This window comes from Thiothrix fructosivorans, assembly GCF_017349355.1.
Taxonomy (GTDB): Bacteria; Pseudomonadota; Gammaproteobacteria; order Thiotrichales; family Thiotrichaceae; genus Thiothrix; species Thiothrix fructosivorans.
In genome coordinates this window covers 282,337-298,664 of record NZ_JAFMPM010000005.1, presented here as the reverse complement: position 1 = coordinate 298,664, position 16,328 = coordinate 282,337, and the positions used below count along the sequence as shown (strand labels likewise).

The 16,328-nt window shown below is 48.0% G+C and carries 21 protein-coding genes and 1 tRNA gene; 14 read left to right on the top strand and 8 right to left on the bottom strand.

The window, feature by feature from the left end:
- Window positions 1–16 precede the first annotated feature (16 nt).
- From J1836_RS02535 to J1836_RS02525, 3 genes are read left to right on the top strand one after another with little or no spacing between them, the layout of a single operon-like run.
- On the top strand, window positions 17–2,206 hold the full coding sequence (locus J1836_RS02535) for a GumC family protein (RefSeq protein ID WP_207249315.1): 2,190 nt from the start codon (window positions 17–19) through the stop codon (window positions 2,204–2,206).
- A 53-nt stretch (window positions 2,207–2,259) separates the two neighbouring features.
- A complete protein-coding gene (locus J1836_RS02530) occupies window positions 2,260–2,718 on the top strand; it encodes a CopD family protein (protein ID WP_207249314.1) in 459 nt (152 codons plus the stop codon).
- A complete protein-coding gene (locus J1836_RS02525) occupies window positions 2,715–3,209 on the top strand; it encodes a hypothetical protein (protein ID WP_207249313.1) in 495 nt (164 codons plus the stop codon). The genes J1836_RS02530 and J1836_RS02525 overlap by 4 nt, the downstream gene beginning before the upstream one ends.
- Here J1836_RS02525 and J1836_RS02520 read toward each other — a convergent pair.
- The 5 genes from J1836_RS02520 to J1836_RS02500 form a co-directional block, all read right to left on the bottom strand.
- Window positions 3,184–3,888, bottom strand: a complete 705-nt coding sequence (locus J1836_RS02520) for a heparan-alpha-glucosaminide N-acetyltransferase (RefSeq protein ID WP_207249312.1) — start codon at window positions 3,886–3,888, stop codon at window positions 3,184–3,186. The two genes, J1836_RS02525 and J1836_RS02520, sit on opposite strands and share 26 nt — an antisense overlap.
- 60 nt (window positions 3,889–3,948) lie before the next feature.
- Window positions 3,949–4,959, bottom strand: coding sequence for a ketol-acid reductoisomerase (ilvC, locus tag J1836_RS02515; protein WP_207249644.1), 1,011 nt, complete (start codon window positions 4,957–4,959; stop codon window positions 3,949–3,951).
- 43 nt (window positions 4,960–5,002) lie between these two features.
- A complete protein-coding gene (ilvN, locus tag J1836_RS02510) occupies window positions 5,003–5,497 on the bottom strand; it encodes an acetolactate synthase small subunit (protein ID WP_207249311.1) in 495 nt (164 codons plus the stop codon).
- 8 nt (window positions 5,498–5,505) lie between these two features.
- Window positions 5,506–7,206: a biosynthetic-type acetolactate synthase large subunit gene (gene ilvB, locus J1836_RS02505; RefSeq protein WP_207249310.1), complete on the bottom strand. Its 1,701-nt coding sequence runs from the start codon at window positions 7,204–7,206 to the stop codon at window positions 5,506–5,508.
- Between the two features lie 158 nt (window positions 7,207–7,364).
- Window positions 7,365–7,435 (bottom strand) — tRNA-Met (locus J1836_RS02500).
- A 182-nt stretch (window positions 7,436–7,617) separates the two neighbouring features.
- On the opposite strand from J1836_RS02500, the gene J1836_RS02495 reads away from it, so the two are divergent.
- The 10 genes from J1836_RS02495 to J1836_RS02450 all read left to right on the top strand — a co-directional run bounded on the left by J1836_RS02495 (window position 7,618) and on the right by J1836_RS02450 (window position 12,817).
- The gene (locus J1836_RS02495; protein WP_207249309.1) at window positions 7,618–8,964 is read left to right on the top strand and encodes a tyrosine-type recombinase/integrase; all 1,347 of its coding nucleotides are present in this window, start codon (window positions 7,618–7,620) and stop codon (window positions 8,962–8,964) included.
- Between the two features lie 90 nt (window positions 8,965–9,054).
- Complete coding sequence (locus tag J1836_RS02490) at window positions 9,055–9,501, top strand: helix-turn-helix domain-containing protein (RefSeq protein WP_207249308.1); 447 nt, start codon at window positions 9,055–9,057, stop codon at window positions 9,499–9,501.
- A complete protein-coding gene (locus tag J1836_RS02485; protein WP_207249307.1) occupies window positions 9,501–10,079 on the top strand; it encodes a PIN domain-containing protein in 579 nt (192 codons plus the stop codon). The genes J1836_RS02490 and J1836_RS02485 overlap by 1 nt, the downstream gene beginning before the upstream one ends.
- 2 nt (window positions 10,080–10,081) lie before the next feature.
- A complete protein-coding gene (locus tag J1836_RS02480) occupies window positions 10,082–10,243 on the top strand; it encodes a helix-turn-helix domain-containing protein (RefSeq protein WP_207249306.1) in 162 nt (53 codons plus the stop codon).
- 117 nt (window positions 10,244–10,360) lie between these two features.
- The gene (locus J1836_RS02475) at window positions 10,361–11,062 is read left to right on the top strand and encodes a hypothetical protein (RefSeq protein ID WP_207249305.1); all 702 of its coding nucleotides are present in this window, start codon (window positions 10,361–10,363) and stop codon (window positions 11,060–11,062) included.
- Window positions 11,063–11,136: 74 nt separating this feature from the next.
- Window positions 11,137–11,376, top strand: a complete 240-nt coding sequence (locus J1836_RS02470) for a helix-turn-helix transcriptional regulator (RefSeq protein ID WP_207249304.1) — start codon at window positions 11,137–11,139, stop codon at window positions 11,374–11,376.
- A gap of 2 nt (window positions 11,377–11,378) precedes the next feature.
- Window positions 11,379–11,711, top strand: coding sequence for a hypothetical protein (locus tag J1836_RS02465; protein WP_207249303.1), 333 nt, complete (start codon window positions 11,379–11,381; stop codon window positions 11,709–11,711).
- Entirely contained in the window at window positions 11,704–11,958 is a 255-nt protein-coding gene (locus J1836_RS02460; protein ID WP_207249302.1) for a hypothetical protein, read from the top strand. Before J1836_RS02465 ends, J1836_RS02460 begins: the two co-directional genes overlap by 8 nt.
- Window positions 11,948–12,409, top strand: a complete 462-nt coding sequence (locus J1836_RS02455; RefSeq protein WP_207249301.1) for a hypothetical protein — start codon at window positions 11,948–11,950, stop codon at window positions 12,407–12,409. The genes J1836_RS02460 and J1836_RS02455 overlap by 11 nt, the downstream gene beginning before the upstream one ends.
- A 198-nt stretch (window positions 12,410–12,607) precedes the next feature.
- Window positions 12,608–12,817 (top strand): hypothetical protein, encoded by a 210-nt coding sequence (locus tag J1836_RS02450; protein WP_207249300.1) that lies wholly within the window; start codon window positions 12,608–12,610, stop codon window positions 12,815–12,817.
- A gap of 1,078 nt (window positions 12,818–13,895) precedes the next feature.
- Here the strand turns inward: J1836_RS02450 and J1836_RS02445 are convergent.
- The 3 genes from J1836_RS02445 to J1836_RS02435 all read right to left on the bottom strand — a co-directional run bounded on the left by J1836_RS02445 (window position 13,896) and on the right by J1836_RS02435 (window position 15,938).
- Window positions 13,896–14,528, bottom strand: coding sequence for a hypothetical protein (locus J1836_RS02445; RefSeq protein ID WP_207249299.1), 633 nt, complete (start codon window positions 14,526–14,528; stop codon window positions 13,896–13,898).
- 190 nt (window positions 14,529–14,718) lie between these two features.
- On the bottom strand, window positions 14,719–15,492 hold the full coding sequence (locus J1836_RS02440; protein ID WP_207249298.1) for a hypothetical protein: 774 nt from the start codon (window positions 15,490–15,492) through the stop codon (window positions 14,719–14,721).
- 158 nt (window positions 15,493–15,650) lie between these two features.
- On the bottom strand, window positions 15,651–15,938 hold the full coding sequence (locus J1836_RS02435) for an Arc family DNA-binding protein (protein ID WP_207249297.1): 288 nt from the start codon (window positions 15,936–15,938) through the stop codon (window positions 15,651–15,653).
- Window positions 15,939–16,058: 120 nt separating this feature from the next.
- Between J1836_RS02435 and J1836_RS02430 the strand changes: the two genes are divergently transcribed.
- Window positions 16,059–16,223 carry a hypothetical protein gene (locus J1836_RS02430; protein ID WP_207249296.1) on the top strand — a complete coding sequence of 55 codons (165 nt, stop codon included), beginning with the start codon at window positions 16,059–16,061 and terminating at the stop codon, window positions 16,221–16,223.
- Window positions 16,224–16,328 lie beyond the last annotated feature (105 nt).

The following is a 16,328-nucleotide window of genomic DNA, read 5'->3' as shown; positions in this document are numbered from 1 at the left end:
CAGATCAATCACTATCATGCAAAACGACAAGCGTCCTACTAGCCAACAGGCTCAGCGCAGCCCTGCTTACGCACCTGATTTGCTAAAAGCTGCGGATACCCTCGATTTACGCGAATTTGGGCGCACACTGTTTCGCCGTAGACGCATGATTTTACTGGTCACAAGCATTATTATTCTATTGGCTTTGCTGATCACCTTGTTTAGTAAACCGGTTTACCGCGCCACTGCTACGCTGCAAATTGAACGCGAATCCACCAAAGTCGTGAATATTGACTTTCTTGGCGCAGGTGACATCCGCGATACCCGCGACTTCTATCAAACCCAATTTGAGCTAATTCGTAGCCGCGCACTGGCTTCACAAGTGATCACTAGCCTGAAGTTAGAAGAAAAACTTGCCAGCACCTCCCTACTAAGCCAATTCAAAGCATGGTTCAGTACTACCGATGCCAGTAATAAGCAAACAGCCATCGAAGACTTATTGCTGGAAAATCTCACCGTCGAACCCGTTAAAAACTCGCGTTTAGTTGCTGTTAGCTATACCTCATCCGATGCAACACAAGCCGCAGAAATTGCCAATGCCGTGGTTAGCACCTTCAAAAACATGAATACTGACCGCCGTCTTTCTGCCACCACCGATGCCGAAAACTACCTCGACAAAACGGTACAAGAAACCAAAGCACGCTTGGATAAATCCGAACAACGCTTAAACCAATACGCGCGTGACCACGAAATCTTCCAACTGGATGACGAAGAATCGACTACTTCATCCAAAGCTCTCAAAGAACTTTCCGAAGAACTCATTCAAGTCCAAAAGCAACGCATTGAACAAGAAAGTAAACACGACATTCTGGCTGACAAGAACCGTCCACTCGCCGATCGGGTCGGGGTATTGGATAAGGATGCCCCCTACCTGCAAGCATTGGGGCAAAAACTCGACAAGCTCAAAGCACAACAAGAAAAACAACCGATTGCTAATATCGCCGAACAAATCAAAAAGCTCGAAACCGACATCGAAATCGAAGTCGCCGCGAAAGGTGATTCCCTCAAAGGTGAGTTGGAAGCCGCCAAACGCAAAGAAGATTTGATCCGCGAAGGTATTTCCAAAGCCAAAACCGAAGCCATGCAAGAGCAGGACACAACCATCGCTTACAGCACCCTCAAGCGCGAAGTCACCACCAACCAAGAACTCTACCAAAACCTGCAACAACGCTTAAAAGAGGTCAATATTGCGGGTGGTGTCGCAGCAAACAATATTGCGGTGATTGATCCCGCACAAACGCCCCTGAAGAAATTCAAGCCGAACCTTAGCAGCAACTTGCTCTTCGGTACGTTGCTGGGTTTGTTACTGGGAATCTCCGCCGCATTCATGCGCGAATTCCTTGACGATACCGTGAAAGACATTAATGAGTTGGAACGCACCACCCAACTACCCGTGCTAGGGGTGATGGCAGAAACAGCAGGCACAACGGCAGCACAACTTGCCACCAGTACCCTCAGCAAACCCCGTTCCGCCATCGCCGAAGCCTTCCGCTCGCTGCGCACTAGCCTGCGCTTCTTGCAGCAAACCGATACGACACCCTTGATTGTCGTCACCAGTGCCAGCCCGAACGAAGGTAAAACCACTACGGCTAGCAACCTTGCCTGTGCATATGCTTCAGCAGGTAATCGGGTTTTGCTGGTGGATGCGGATCTGCGTAATCCATCCCTGCACAAAACCTTAGGGATTCACGCCAGCAAGGGGCTGGCGAATTATTTATCGGGTGCATTGGATAGTCGAGATCTGATCCAAATGACGGACATCCCCAATTTATACCTCTTGCCCGCAGGCACACTGCCCGATGACCCTGCCGAATTGTTGTCATCTCCACACATGCAAACCTTGCTGGATAGTGTGAAACGTGACTTTGATCAGATTATCATCGACAGTCCACCCGTATTGGGCTTGGCGGATGCACTAATTCTCGCGGAATTATCATCCGCAACATTGCTCACAGTACGGGCGGAATATACCCGCATGGCAACGTTGCAAAATGCCCTAACCCGCTTACGTCGCGCCAATGCACCGCTCACGGGCATTTTGCTCAACCGCGTGGACCTTGATAATGGCTATGGCAACGACTATGGCGGTTACGTCTATCAGGCGGAAGACCATCAAACCAAACCCAGTACCGGCGGCAAATGGCTCGCTGCATTGAAAAAACTGTAATTCCCGCCGACCACAGGTAAAATGGTGCAATTGAATCACGAGGAGATCACGTAGTGCCCGTTGCATTAGCCTTACATGTTTTATCAGTCGTCATTTGGGTTGGCGGTATGTTCTTTGCTTACATGGCGTTACGCCCAGTGGCGGCGACTGTTCTCGAACCACCGCAACGCCTTACTTTGTGGTCAGGCGTATTTGGGCGCTTTTTCCCATGGGTCTGGGGTGCAATTATTACCATTCTAGTATCCGGTTATTGGATGCTATTAGGACCGTTCGGCGGTTTCGCGAATGCACCGGTATTCGTGCATATCATGAATGGGCTAGGGCTGATCATGATGCTGATTTTCATGCATGTTTATTTTGCTCCGTACCCGAAATTACGCAAAGCCGTCGCCGCACAAAGCTGGTCTGATGGTGGCAAAGCACTCGCGCAAATCCGTGTCATGGTAGGTATCAATACGATTATTGGCGTAACCACCGTGCTGGTTGCGGCGGGCGGTCGCTATTTTCTATGAATGATGTCTTACGTTTACAGGACGTGGGGGTGAACAGTGTCGCCTCCCTACTCTCCCGTTACGGTTTGCAACTGGACATCGTACCCGATGCACAACCCATTCCCGGCAGCTATTGGCATGAAGACGAAGCAGGCATTATTGGTCTGAGCGTTTTCGTGCGTCAAGACACGCCACTGCATTCGCTCTTGCACGAAAGCTGTCACACCATTTGTATGGATGAAACACGCCGCGCCGTGCTGCACACGGATGCGTGCGGGGAATACAGCGAAGAAGATGCCGTGTGTTACCTGCAAATTTTATTGGCGGATTGTGTCGCAGGGTTTGGGCGGGAACGTGCATGGCAAGACATGGATACATGGGGTTACACCTTCCGCCTCGGCTCAGCAAAACGCTGGTTTCAGGAAGATGCGGAAGACGCTCGTGCTTGGTTAATCCAACACAGCTTACTCACCCCCACGGATGACATTATGTTCCAGTTGCGCCAGACATAACGCTTGCCACCAGCCAAAACAATGCCATGAGCAACGGCTGGTGCAACAAGTAAACCGCCAAACTGTGCTTACCCAGCCATGCTAACCCTTGCGTCCATCCCCAGCGTGGCAAGGGATGCAAATACCAACGGCAAATCCCAAGATTGTTGCCCACATAGACACCCAGCAACATCACTCCAAACCACGGCAATAAAGGCGTGTAGTCTTTGGTGCTGCTAACCACCGTTCCCAACCCCAACCATTGCAACCAGGCAGCATTGAAAAAAGGATCGGCCCACCACGGTAACGCAATACACAACACGCCCAGCAACACATTCAACCCACCCAACCGCAAAAACGGCACAGCCAGCAAACTAGCCACGACCATGAAATGCAGCACGCCAAAAAATATCCAGCTTGTCGGAAACAGCGCATAACTGCCTGCACTGACCAGCGCGGCACTTGCCAACAATAAACCTTCACGTCGCCAAAAGCGTTGCCAATGCAACCCCTGCCGACTCGCCAAAGCCAAACTCATGCCTGCAACGCCCACAAACAGCGTCACAATGACGCGCTGGAACGCAGGCCAGAAATCACTGTGCAATAAATCGAGTTGGAGAAGATTGAAATGATTCAGGTCATACGCACTATGGAAGACCAACATCAGTAAGACAGCCAAACCGCGTAGTGCGTCCGGCAACTCAAGGCGGGCCCCCCCCCCCCCACGGGAGAGGAAGGCTTAGAAAGCAGCAAGTGAATCTTAGTTCTTGGACTTGTCGACGATCTTCTGAATCCACGGCATCATGGAACGCAGCTTGCCACCTGTGACTTCGATGGGGTGTGCCGCGTTGTTACGACGGTACGCGGTCATGGATGGGTAGTTAGAAGCCCCTTCCAGAATGAAGTTCTTGGCGTACTCACCGTTCTGAATATCTTTGAGCGCTTGGCGCATGGCTGCACGCGATTGCTCGTTAATGACTTTAGGGCCAGTCACATACTCACCATACTCCGCATTATTGGAGATGGAGTAGTTCATGTTGGCAATGCCGCCTTCGTACATCAGATCAACAATCAGCTTCAGCTCATGCAAGCACTCGAAGTACGCCATTTCTGGTGCATAACCAGCTTCAGTCAGGGTTTCAAAGCCCATTTTGACCAGTTCAACCGCGCCACCACACAGCACCGCTTGTTCGCCGAACAGGTCGGTTTCGGTTTCATCTTTGAAGGTAGTTTCGATGATACCCGTGCGACCACCACCGATAGCAGATGCATAAGACAGCGCCAAGGCTTTCGCATTGCCAGAGGCATCTTGCTGAACAGCAATCAGGTCAGGGATACCGCCGCCTTTGACAAACTCAGAACGCACGGTATGACCCGGTGCTTTAGGCGCAATCATGATCACGTCCAAGTCAGCGCGTGGCACAACTTGGTTGTAGTGAATCGCAAAACCGTGTGCAAATGCCAAAGTAGCACCTTGCTTCAGGTTTGGCTGAATTTCATCACGGTACAATTGGCTTTGGAATTCATCCGGGGTCAGGATCATGATCACATCAGCCGCTGCGACTGCTTCAGCCACAGGTGCAACTTTCAAACCAGCGTTCTGAGCCTTGGCAACAGACGGGGAGTTGCTACGCAAACCAACGGTAACATCTACGCCAGAATCTTTCAGGTTGCAAGCATGGGCGTGACCCTGTGAACCGTAACCAATGATGGCTACTTTCTTGCCGCGAATGATGGAAAGATCAGCGTCTTTATCGTAATACATGTTCAGTGCCATAAAGCCTTTTACCTTAAATCCAAACTATCAGAATCAATTAAATATGTAGGGATGCTTCGCCACGGGCAATGCCCATGCTGCCAGAACGTACCACTTCGATAATGCGGTAGTCTTTCAATGCATTCACGAACGCATCCAATTTGCTGCGGTCACCCGTCAGCTCAATGGTGTACGTTTTATCACTTACATCAATGATGTTGCCACGGAAAATATCCGCTAAGCGTTTGACCGCTTCACAAGCAGTATTCTTCTCGACGCCCACTTTGATGAACATCATTTCACGTTCCATGTGGGAATATTGGGAAAGATCCATGACCTTCACCACGTCAATCAGCTTGTTCAGTTGCTTGACGATTTGTTCCACAATCTCGTCGCTGCCGCGTGTGACCACAGTCAAACGCGACAGGGTTGCATCATCGGTCGGGGCAACCGTTAGGGACTCAATATTGTAGCCCCGCGCAGAGAATAATCCGGCAACACGCGACAACGCGCCCGCTTCATTCTCCATCAAAATGGAAATTACATGCCGCATTTTGTCACCTATACCAGAATCATTTCATTTTGACCTGCACCAGCAGGCACCATCGGGAATACATTGTTTTCGCGTTCGGTGATGAAGTCCATGAACACTAAACGGTCTTTCAACGCCAACGCTTCTTTCAATGCACCTTCCACGTCGCTCACCTTTTCGATACGCATCCCGACATGCCCGTAGGCTTCCGCGAGTTTCACGAAATCAGGCAGGGCTTCCATATAGGACATGGCGTAACGTTTCTGGTAGAAGAATTCTTGCCACTGACGCACCATACCGAGGTAGCCGTTGTTCAAGGAAATTACCTTAATCGGTAGGTGATATTGTAAGCACGTTGCTAGTTCCTGAATACACATCTGGATACTGCCATCACCCGTGATACACGCCACGGTTTCTTCAGGGAATGCCATTTGCACACCCATTGCTGCTGGCAAACCAAAGCCCATTGTGCCTAAACCACCGGAGTTGATCCAACGATTCGGCTTGCTGAATTTGTAGTATTGCGCTGCCCACATTTGGTGCTGACCTACATCAGAACAAATGTACGCATCGCCATTGGTGACTTCCCACCATTTTTCGACAACGAATTGCGCTTTGATGGCAGCATTCACATCCTGATTGTATTTCAGGCAATCCGCACCCTGCCATTCCTTGATTTGCTGCCACCACGCTGCCAGTGCAGCCGCATCGGGGCGTTCAGAACGGCTACGGAGTTCTTCCAGCATGTCAATAATGACGCTTTTAACATCACCAACAATCGGCACATCCACTTTGACGTTTTTGGAGATGGATGCAGGGTCAATGTCAACGTGAATGATTTTGGCGTAAGGGCAGAATTTTTCAATATTGCCAGTTACACGGTCATCAAAACGTGCGCCAATCGCAATCACTAAATCCGCATGGTGCATGGCGTTGTTGGCTTCATACGTACCGTGCATTCCCAACATACCAATGAACTGCTTGTCCATTGATGGGAAACCGCCTAAACCCATCAGGGTATTGGTAATCGGAAAGCCCAATTCATGCGCCAGTTCAGTCAGTTGATGCGCTGCACCCGACAACACCACACCACCACCGGTATACAGCACGGGTTTTTTCGCTTCCAACATCAGATCCAGAGCGCGGCGTACTTGGCGCTTATTGCCCTTGACCGTGGGATTGTAGGAACGCATGGTGATTTCTTTCGGGTAATGGAACTCACAACGTGCCGTGGTAATGTCCTTAGGAATATCCACCAAGACAGGACCGGGACGACCCGTGCTGGCGATATAGAAGGCTTTCTTAATGGTCGTTGCCAGATCGTTGACATCTGTCACCAAGAAGTTGTGTTTGACGCACGGGCGGGTAATGCCCACGATGTCAACCTCTTGAAACGCATCATTACCGATCAGTGCACGTGGCACTTGCCCAGTAAAGACCACCAACGGCACAGAGTCCAAGTAAGCATCCGCAATGCCGGTGACGGCATTGGTTGCACCGGGGCCGGATGTCACCAGCGCCACCCCTGGCTTGTTGGTTGCTTTTGCATAGCCTTCGGCTGCGTGTACAGCCCCCTGCTCATGTCTTACCAGAATGTGGTTGATTTTGTCATGCTGTTTGTACAATTCATCGTACAAAAACAAGACAGCCCCACCAGGATAACCGAAGATGGTATCAACCCCTTCTTCCTTAAGACACTCGACGAATATCTCAGCACCTGTTAGTTCCACTGTAAACTCCGTAAATCGCTAATGGCGAAGGAAAAGACTCGCATCATAATACGAATGGATTAGGGATTACACCCCAAAAAGTGTGCGAGTATTGATTTTTTAAGAAAGCAAACTGCGGAGACAAAAAAGCCACGTTGCATGACGTGGCTTCTTATATTTGGTGGCTACACCTAGATTCGAACTAGGGACCCCATCATTATGAGTGATGTAAATTGACTAAATCAATGACTTACATTGAACAGGACTGAACAAGCCAAGTCACGTAAAAATGCGGGTTACAGAGTATTTAGAGAAAAATCACCGTTCATTTTTGCTCAATCCGCATCAATCCTAACCAGCAAATCGCGTGACTAAGCGCGTGACTAAGAAATACAATGATGTGAACTAGGCAAAAAACGGCGGTTTAGTCACATGGCATTCACTATCAAATTGCTCGATTCACTCACTCCACAAGCAAAACCCTATCGGAAATTTGAAGGCAAGCAGCGGGCGGGCTTTGGGGTGCAAGTATCATCCGGTGGCAAAATCACTTTCATTTTTTTGTACCGTGAGCCGATAGCCAATAAGCAGCGCGTCATGACATTAGGTGGCTATTACGGCGTAGATCGTGACGGACAAGCCAAGAACGGCGGCTTATCGCTGAAAGAAGCCTATGCCGCGTATGCTGATGCAAAGCGCATCCACGAAGAGGGTAGAGACCCGCAAATAATCCGTGATGAAAAGCTAGTGCAAGAAAATGCGGCTCGACGTGCCGAACTCGAACGGCTTAGGCGTGAATCTTCTATGGGCAGTATTCAGCAATTACTCAATGCCTATGTTGCCGATATGAAGCTACAGGGAAAGCGCTCTTGGTTCGATGTAGAGCAATGCCTAAACAGCAACGTCTATGCCGCCATTCCAGCCACCACCAAAGCCAAAGACGTTTTACCCACTGACATTAGGGCGGTATTGGCGGCAATCATCAAGCGCGAAAAAATGACGATGGCAAACAAAGTACGGGCATACCTAAGCGCGGCGTTTGCTTTCGGTATCGAATGGGATAACGACGCTAAACGGCATTTTGAGGCGTTACGCTTCGGTATCAGCACTAACCCCGTGCGCGATGTGCCGAAGCCTGACAAACGCACTCACGCACGGGATAGGGCGTTATCCGGTGAAGAAGTGAAACACCTTTGGGATTTGCTTGATGATTGCGGCTTGCATCCCAAAACAGCGGTGGCAATACGGCTATTGTTTGCTTTGGGCGGTCAACGTGTCGAAGAAATATTAGGACTTCATGCTGATGATGTGGATATGCAAAATCAATACGTGACCTTGCTAGATACGAAGAATGGAAGCACTCACGTTGTGCCGTTTGGGGAAGTTGCCATTCCTCTGCTGCAAGAGCGCTTGTGTGATACCAGCACCAGCGGGGCATTGTTTGGCAAGATCAAAGGCAATGCCAGCGAGGATATGGGCTATCACACCCTTAGTCGGGCAATTAATCGCATTTGCAAGCGCACGGGAATGAATCCGTTTGTCCCTAAAGATATTCGACGCACCGTCAAGACGCTCATGGGCGAGGCGGGTATCAGCAAGGAAGATCGAGACCGCTTTCAAAATCACGCACTCACCGACGTATCCACCAAACACTATGACCGCTATTCGTACCTTGCCGAAAAACGGCGCACTAGCGCGGTATGGGATGCGTATTTGCAAAACATCCTTGCAGGTTCACCACAAGCAAACGTGGTGCAGTTGCGGGTAGTTGGTGGGTAGATTTTCCCGCGTTTCGTTCATTTCGTTTCTTCTCGAAGTCGCCTATACTTGAAAGCTCAAGGGGAATACGTTTGTGAGGAAATTAATGATATGACCGCCTTAATGAGTTACCAAATCCCGACACAAGAGGATGCTGCATTAGCAGTGGAGAGCAGTCGCTTGTTAGCGGCTTGTATCGGTAAAGGGGAAAGTGCCTGTTTGCGCCTCCATGATGGCAATGACGTAATGCAAGTGCCAGTCAAGGCTATACGCCTGTTGGTTGAAATTCTTGATGCTATGGCGCGTGGTGATGCGGTTTCTCTGATTCCCATACATCGGGAACTGACTACCCAAGAAGCCGCTAATATCCTGAATGTGTCACGTCCTTACTTAGTGAAGCTGATAGAAAGCGGTGAGATTCCATTTCACAAAAATGGGGTTAGGCGGAAAGTGCTGTTCAAGGATTTGATGGAATACAAGCAAAAACGTGATCGGGAAAGCATGGTTTTGCTGGATGAACTGACGGCAGAAGCGCAAGAACTGGATATGGGTTACTGATGATTGCAGGGCATAATTTTACGGTTTTGTATGATGCTTGTGTGCTTTATCCAGCGCCTTTGCGTGACTTGCTGGTGAGGCTGGCGCGAATGGATGTTTTTCAAGCGAAATGGACACACCAAATTCACGAAGAATGGATACGCAATGCCCTAAAGAACAATCCAAAGCTGACCCGTGAACGGCTGGGGGCGACTGCTAACAAGATGAATGAAGCAGTTATGGATTCACTGGTAACGAATTATGAGCCACTTATAGCGGGGCTAGAATTGCCAGATACGAACGATAGGCATGTATTGGCTGCTGCGATTAAAGGGCAAGCTGAAGTTATTGTGACGTTCAACCTGAAAGACTTCCCTCAGTCACATCTAAAGCCGTTCGACATTTGGGCGCAACACCCTGATGAATTTATTAGTCATCTGATAGACCTGTCGCCTGAAACCGTGTTGCTGGTGGCAAGGCAGCAACGGCTAAGCCTGAAAAATCCACCTCGAACAGTTGAAGAGTTTTTGGATACGCTATTACGCCAACAGTTACCCCGTACCGTGGCATTTTTGAAGCAACGCAAGGATTTGATTTAAGCATGGTACTTGAACACACTACCCCAGCGGGGCAAAGCGTTTTTTATGATCTATTTCCGGCTGCACAAGCGGCAAACCTGCTTATCCGTGCGCAATTGCTGGATGAACTGATTAAAGTTTTGCAGTCACGTTTCAGCACACAAGCAGAAGCGGCGGCGGCATAATCGTTTCTTCCAGCATCTAGCTCGACGGGGCGAAAAGCGGCGACCTTCAACCGCCTGATGCTGGATTCTTCTTTGAGGGTTGCGCGGTGAAGGTGTGTTGTGTCTCAAATTGTCAGTATGAATAAAGATGATGCTTTAACTGCTTTGAGTAAAGGTGAAATATCCATAGAGCAGTTTAGTGAGCTTTTTACCATCAAAGAAAAAAAGCCACCTAGAAAGCGGGGGCGACAACCAATAAAAAAAGAAAAGGCATATGACGTTTTATATCTTTATATTCGTACATATTGTCCATTTCATAAACTTCAAAAGAAGTTCAAGCTAAAAGATTTTAGCAAGAATTTTATTGAGCACAATACTAATCTTGGCTCAGGTCAAATAGGAAGGCGTAGAATTGAGGAGTATTTGGAAATATGCAATTCTTTTGAAAGAAGAGAGTGGGGGGAAATCATATCTAATTTATTAGAATTAGAAAGCAATGATAGCAATCGTATATTCATACGAAAGGAGATAGGAGACTTCTATTCGTTTTTTAATTGGGCATCTTCGGAGGGTTTTAAAGAATTGCAATATTCTACTTGTAAATGTGAGGAGAATGCAGTTTTGTGTACGCTGCATCCATTTAGTAAAAATAGCTTATTTGATTACTTCTTTGATCTTCTTTTTAAGAGAATGTGGATTTGCTACCATTTTGATGAAAATAATCCCATACGAGAATATCTGCTTAAGGATGCAGCAATATTGATTCGTGAAAGCATTAAGGCATGGTATCGCATGAAAAAAATCAATGAGTTAGAATGTAAAATCGCGGAAAAATCGTAAGATAAATTATCCGCGTACAACTAGCCTATAAGACCTGTAACACTACGTCCATAGTCAATCACACAGGATTAGTTATGGACAATCAGGCAGTTATCTATCATTACACCGTCAACGGGCAACCGCCCAAAAAAACGGGCGTGGCAAATATCAATCAGACACTAGCACACGCTGGCGTAACCAGTCGCACCACGCTGATTAAGTGGGAGCGTGAGGGGCGATTTCCTAAGCGCGTGAGTTTGGGTAGTGGGCGTGTCGGCTGGCTGTGGAGCGATCTATACGCATGGTCGGACAATTTGACCGCCAAGGAGGGCTAATAATGGACAATAAAAAAGCCGACCCCGCTACAGAGTCGACTCCAGTTAATGCACAAACCGATAATACCAAAATCCGTATTGCTTGCCCATACGAGCATCGCCTGTTGTCGCAACTTTTGCGAGGTCAAACAAGCCGCAAAATATTAGATGGGATTATTGGGACAACCAATACACCGGAGTATGTCAGTCGGTTACGTGACCGTGGCTTAAATATTGCAATGGAGTGGATACCCGCAATTAATCGCGACGGCAAAAAGATAAGGCATGGTGCATATTATCTGCTACCTGATGATTATGACCGCGTGCGTAAATCGCTGGGAGTAACCAATGGTTAGTTATTTTGCACAAGACAAAACTAGCGGGTTAATTATGTCGGGCGGGCTTAATGCCTGCCTGCAATGGGCATTTAACCGCATTGCAAAAAGCCCTGAATCAGTAATTGCTATCATCAAGGCTCGACCCGCAGAGGATGCGCGTGTTATTGCCGATGTAGACAAAACCGGCGGTCGTTGGGTTTTTGGTGGTCGTTACGTCCCAAAACGTGAGGTGTCAAAACTCACGAAGGCGGCACATGGCAGCTAAACAAGCATCCAAAGAGCATCACATCCGCTTGCATGATTCCTTGCTGGATAGCGCGGCATATCTGGATTTAAAGCCACCAGCACGGGCTTTGCTAATTGAGTTCTTGCGAATCCATAGACCTAGCAGAAATGGGCGTTTGTCCATCTCAACCCGTGATGCAATGGTGCGTATCAATGTCTCAGAACCAACAGCCATAAAAGCATTTGAGGAATTGGCAACGCATGGCTTTATCCGCTTGAAGAATCATGAAAACTGGATGGAACGTAAAGCGCGTGAATGGGAATTAACCATGCTGGCAGTCAACAACCACGAGCCGCGCAATGATTGGATGAAATGGGAACAGGGCGCGAATCTCTGCCCATTGCCGACGAAGCAAAAAAAATCCTCGACTAAAAAAACAGGGGCAGTGTTGCCCATGAATTTTGAGCAGAGGAGGGTTTCAGTAGGCTAATCACTGGTTTCTCTGCTAAAAAAACAAGGGCAGAAAATAGCTAAGTGATTGATTCCATCCTATGCAGCGTATGTGCCTCTGCTAAAAAAACAGGGGTACATATAATTACCAATGGTGCAGCTATAGAATCCCAGTGTTTAAGCAGTTATTGAAAGGGTGAAACCGTAATTGCGCCAAAACTTAACGAGGTGAAAACCAATGATCGAACCACCGAAAAGCCTACCGACAGAGTTGAAAGACGCTTGGATTCAGGCAACCGGAGAAGCTTTTATGGAAGGCGTGGAAAAAACACTGTTACGCCTGAGTAAGCAACTAGAGCGCAACCTGAGCGTAACTGTTGATGCTGAATTTCTTGCGAACACTGAACAGAAATCACCACAAGTTCTGTTTCTGGATGACTTCCGGTAGGAATCCCACTGGGAAGCATTAGGGAATCCCAGTGGCACGGAAAAACGGTACTGTTCCGTTTTCGGTACTGTTCAATAAACCCGTGGTAAAGCAGCGGAAAACCCGTGGCTTTTATGCAAGTGCAATGCAAGTGCAATGCAAGTGCAATGCAAGTGCAATGCAAATGTCCCGTGGCTGTCCCGCTTCTGTCCCGTGGGACATCCGCATCTTGTCACTGTGACAGGTGCGTGACCGTATGAGTAAAAACACTTAAACCCGTCAAGGGCAAACCGGAAGCCGCAGCTAAGCGACCAGAGCGAAGCGGCGGGAGTCTGAACGGGTGAGGATTTGGCGTAGCGTACCCTTGTTGCCACGATAGTTCCCCGCAACCAACGGGCGCGGCTGTAGAAGATCAATACGGCAGATTAAAAAATAAGCTCGGCATGAGGGGCAAAGGCTATTCGCCGCCTGCCCCTCTGCCATGTGGCGAACATCGCCGAAGGCATTATTGTGATGCAGCCTGACAATTACCGTTTTGGCTGGTAAATGACCGTAAGAAAACGCAAGGTAAAAACGTTAGTCTAACCACTTCATAAAACTTCACTTATTTGGTGAAAACCTTCCGCCGATTTTCCACTAATAAGCTATTGTTTTTAATGGTTAAATTGTCATTATTTGCCGTTTTAGGTGTTAAGAAAAGTCAAGTCAAACCTACCGGCAAATCTACCGCGAGTTTTACCGCTAATTTGACCCCAAACCTACCGGAAAACCTACCGCCGATTTGCCACCCGATTTACCACTAATAAGCAATTGTTTTTAATGGTGAAAGTTGCATTATTTGCCGATAAAACCGCATCCCAGCTACTAGAGAAAACTAGAGGTTTTCACCGGTATAAAACGGAACGATTTCGGAGCGCGTTTTTGTGCAGATGCAATGCCGATTGAAGTACCCCAGCGGTGAAGATGCGCGGCTAGGAAAACACCCTTTTTCCCGCATTTGAAATGGAGGTTTCGGCATTCGTGGGCTTGTGGGCGGTTCTGGTGCGTTCACGCTGCAAATGTGGGCAAAGCTCACAATTGGAGGGGGCGCATTCTTGACTTAATAACCGCCATCATTCGGCAAAACCACAATCTGAGTCTTCGCGCCCTTCGGTGTAGCGATACCCACTAATGCCCCGTCAGTCATACCATTGTTGAATACGGCAGTCATACGGCAATACTTAACCCCCTCCTGCACCATATCCGGGATAGATTCAGGCTTTTCCATGCGGGTGATCTTCAAACCGTTGGCGCGTTCTGGCTTGATGTTGGCATTACCAACCCGTAAGGCTTCATCAATAACGGCTTGATCGGCGCAAGTACTGGAAGCTGATAGCAATCCATCCCCGGCTAACTCCCCTTCATCCGCCAGCGCCCCCGCATTCTGCCAAGGCTGTTCCTGCGCGGCTTCATCTTCCGGCGGTGAATCCATCATTTCTGACATCTGCTTAATCAGTGTACCCACACCTTCATTCATGCCCGACTTGCAGTATTCAGCCTCTTGCGGGTTCTTCATCGTGCCACAGAACAGGCTTCGGAATTGTGCAAAACGCTCTTGTGCCAGCAGCGTATCGCGCTTGTTGCCCGCATCCATGAGTAGCTGGATATGCCCGTCAAATGCCTCTTGGATGGGATCAGCGGCGAATGCTGGGGCGGAAAGTAGGGATAGGGAGATTAGTAAGGCGTGCTTCATGGAGATTCCTTGAGTTGTTGTGTTGGGGAAATTTAGCACACATCAATAATCACACACCATCCATAAAAAATTTCACATGAAAAAGCATCTTTTGATATTGATCGGATCGTGGGAGATTCTGACTGGTGTAACACAGCTAGAATGCGAAAAAATACAAGAGATAAGTAATACCTTGACGCGGGTTAATCAATTAATCATTGGTCGTATCGGAAGCCAATTGCAGGCACTCAAAAACAAAATCCGAAGGCACTAGGGCAAGTGCCTTCTCCACCTTTCCTTTAGACTTTCCTATTTTCTTGGCAATGGCACTAATAGTCATACCTTCTTCCTGTAGCCTTTTGCACAGGGGATGTAGAACGCCATGCTCGTAAATATAGTCCGCGTAAGTCAGTATTCTTCCGCTGTAGGCATCCCAATTTTCCCAATATCCGCCATTCTTGCACATATCCCTAAGAAACAGATGGCGCTGTTCGTTGTTCCTCAAATCCCCATATCCGGCTGCTGATGCGACGATGGCTGCAAGCCGTTTGGCTTCATATTCAGAGTTGTCGCTATCCGCGTCACTCTCTTCATATTCGCCGTCATCATCGCCATCAAGGTTTTTCTGGTATTTCTCCAAGAGCATCCCGGATTTTGCCATCAAGGTAATTCTGAACCATGTATTTGTGGTCGATTGTCTGATGTACAAGGCAACCCATCGCAACATCCCCACAAAGTCATCATCGTCAATATCATTCCGGCTGATGCTGCGACTCTCAATCACAGCAATAGAATCGCTTCCAACCAAGTCTTTGCTAATGATTACTTGCGCAAGAGATTCGGGAACATCAATAATAAACGCGCCGTAATATGATGGTATTGATGCGCCCATCACCAGTCGCGCCGGATACGAAAGCCCATAGAATTCAGCAAGAAGCAGTGCTTTCCCTGTCAGCAGCTCTGCCTCATCAGTCCCATTACTCATTTGCTCTACTACTCCAAGATTCGTTAAATTTATCAGCTATGGAGAACCTATCATCAACCACCTAAAATCCCAACAAGAAAAATGATTACACAGCGTAATCTCTAGTCAGTTTTTTTGAACGTGAGAATTCTTCTCTCACGATACGCTGAAATACTTTCTCAGTAGTGGCGCTTTTGCATGGGTATGGAAAAACCCGTTTCGTGTTCTGGTGCTGGCGCTACACCGGACTTCTTAAGCTCTTCTCGAACAACTTCTAATGCTATCGCTCGAATACGTTCTTCATCAGCTTTTTCAGCATCGCTTTTGTGTCCAGACGCAACGGATAGACACGCAATTATTTCAGCGTGCAAAGACCGACCGTTTTGAGCCGCAACTTCTTCAAGGCGCTTTCTGAGGTCAGACTCAAGGCGTAACGGGTAAGGTGTGATCTGCTTTTCTTTGTTCATGCGCTAATTATGTGACTCTGTTAAGACTCTATCAATGTTTCTATAGTTGACTCTATATTAGACTCTATCTATCATGGACTCTTATTGAGACTCTTTTTAGACTTCATAAGGATTATTAACATGGAAAAAAAGCAACACGTAAAGCCGTATCCCATTCGATTTACTGAGGGTGTTGGTGATTGGGTGCGTGAACAAGCAAAGGTGCAAGACCGCAGTATTAACTACGTCGTAAATAAAATGCTCGAACAGGTAAAGGAGGCATCGGAACAGAAACAAACGGCATAAACGAAAACGCCCCACCGTGTTGGTGAGGCGCTCAAGGGCTAATCGGGTATTGAGCCACCCTTTCAGCCATTTACTGACCACTAAACCGTTAATTTAGAAGGAATC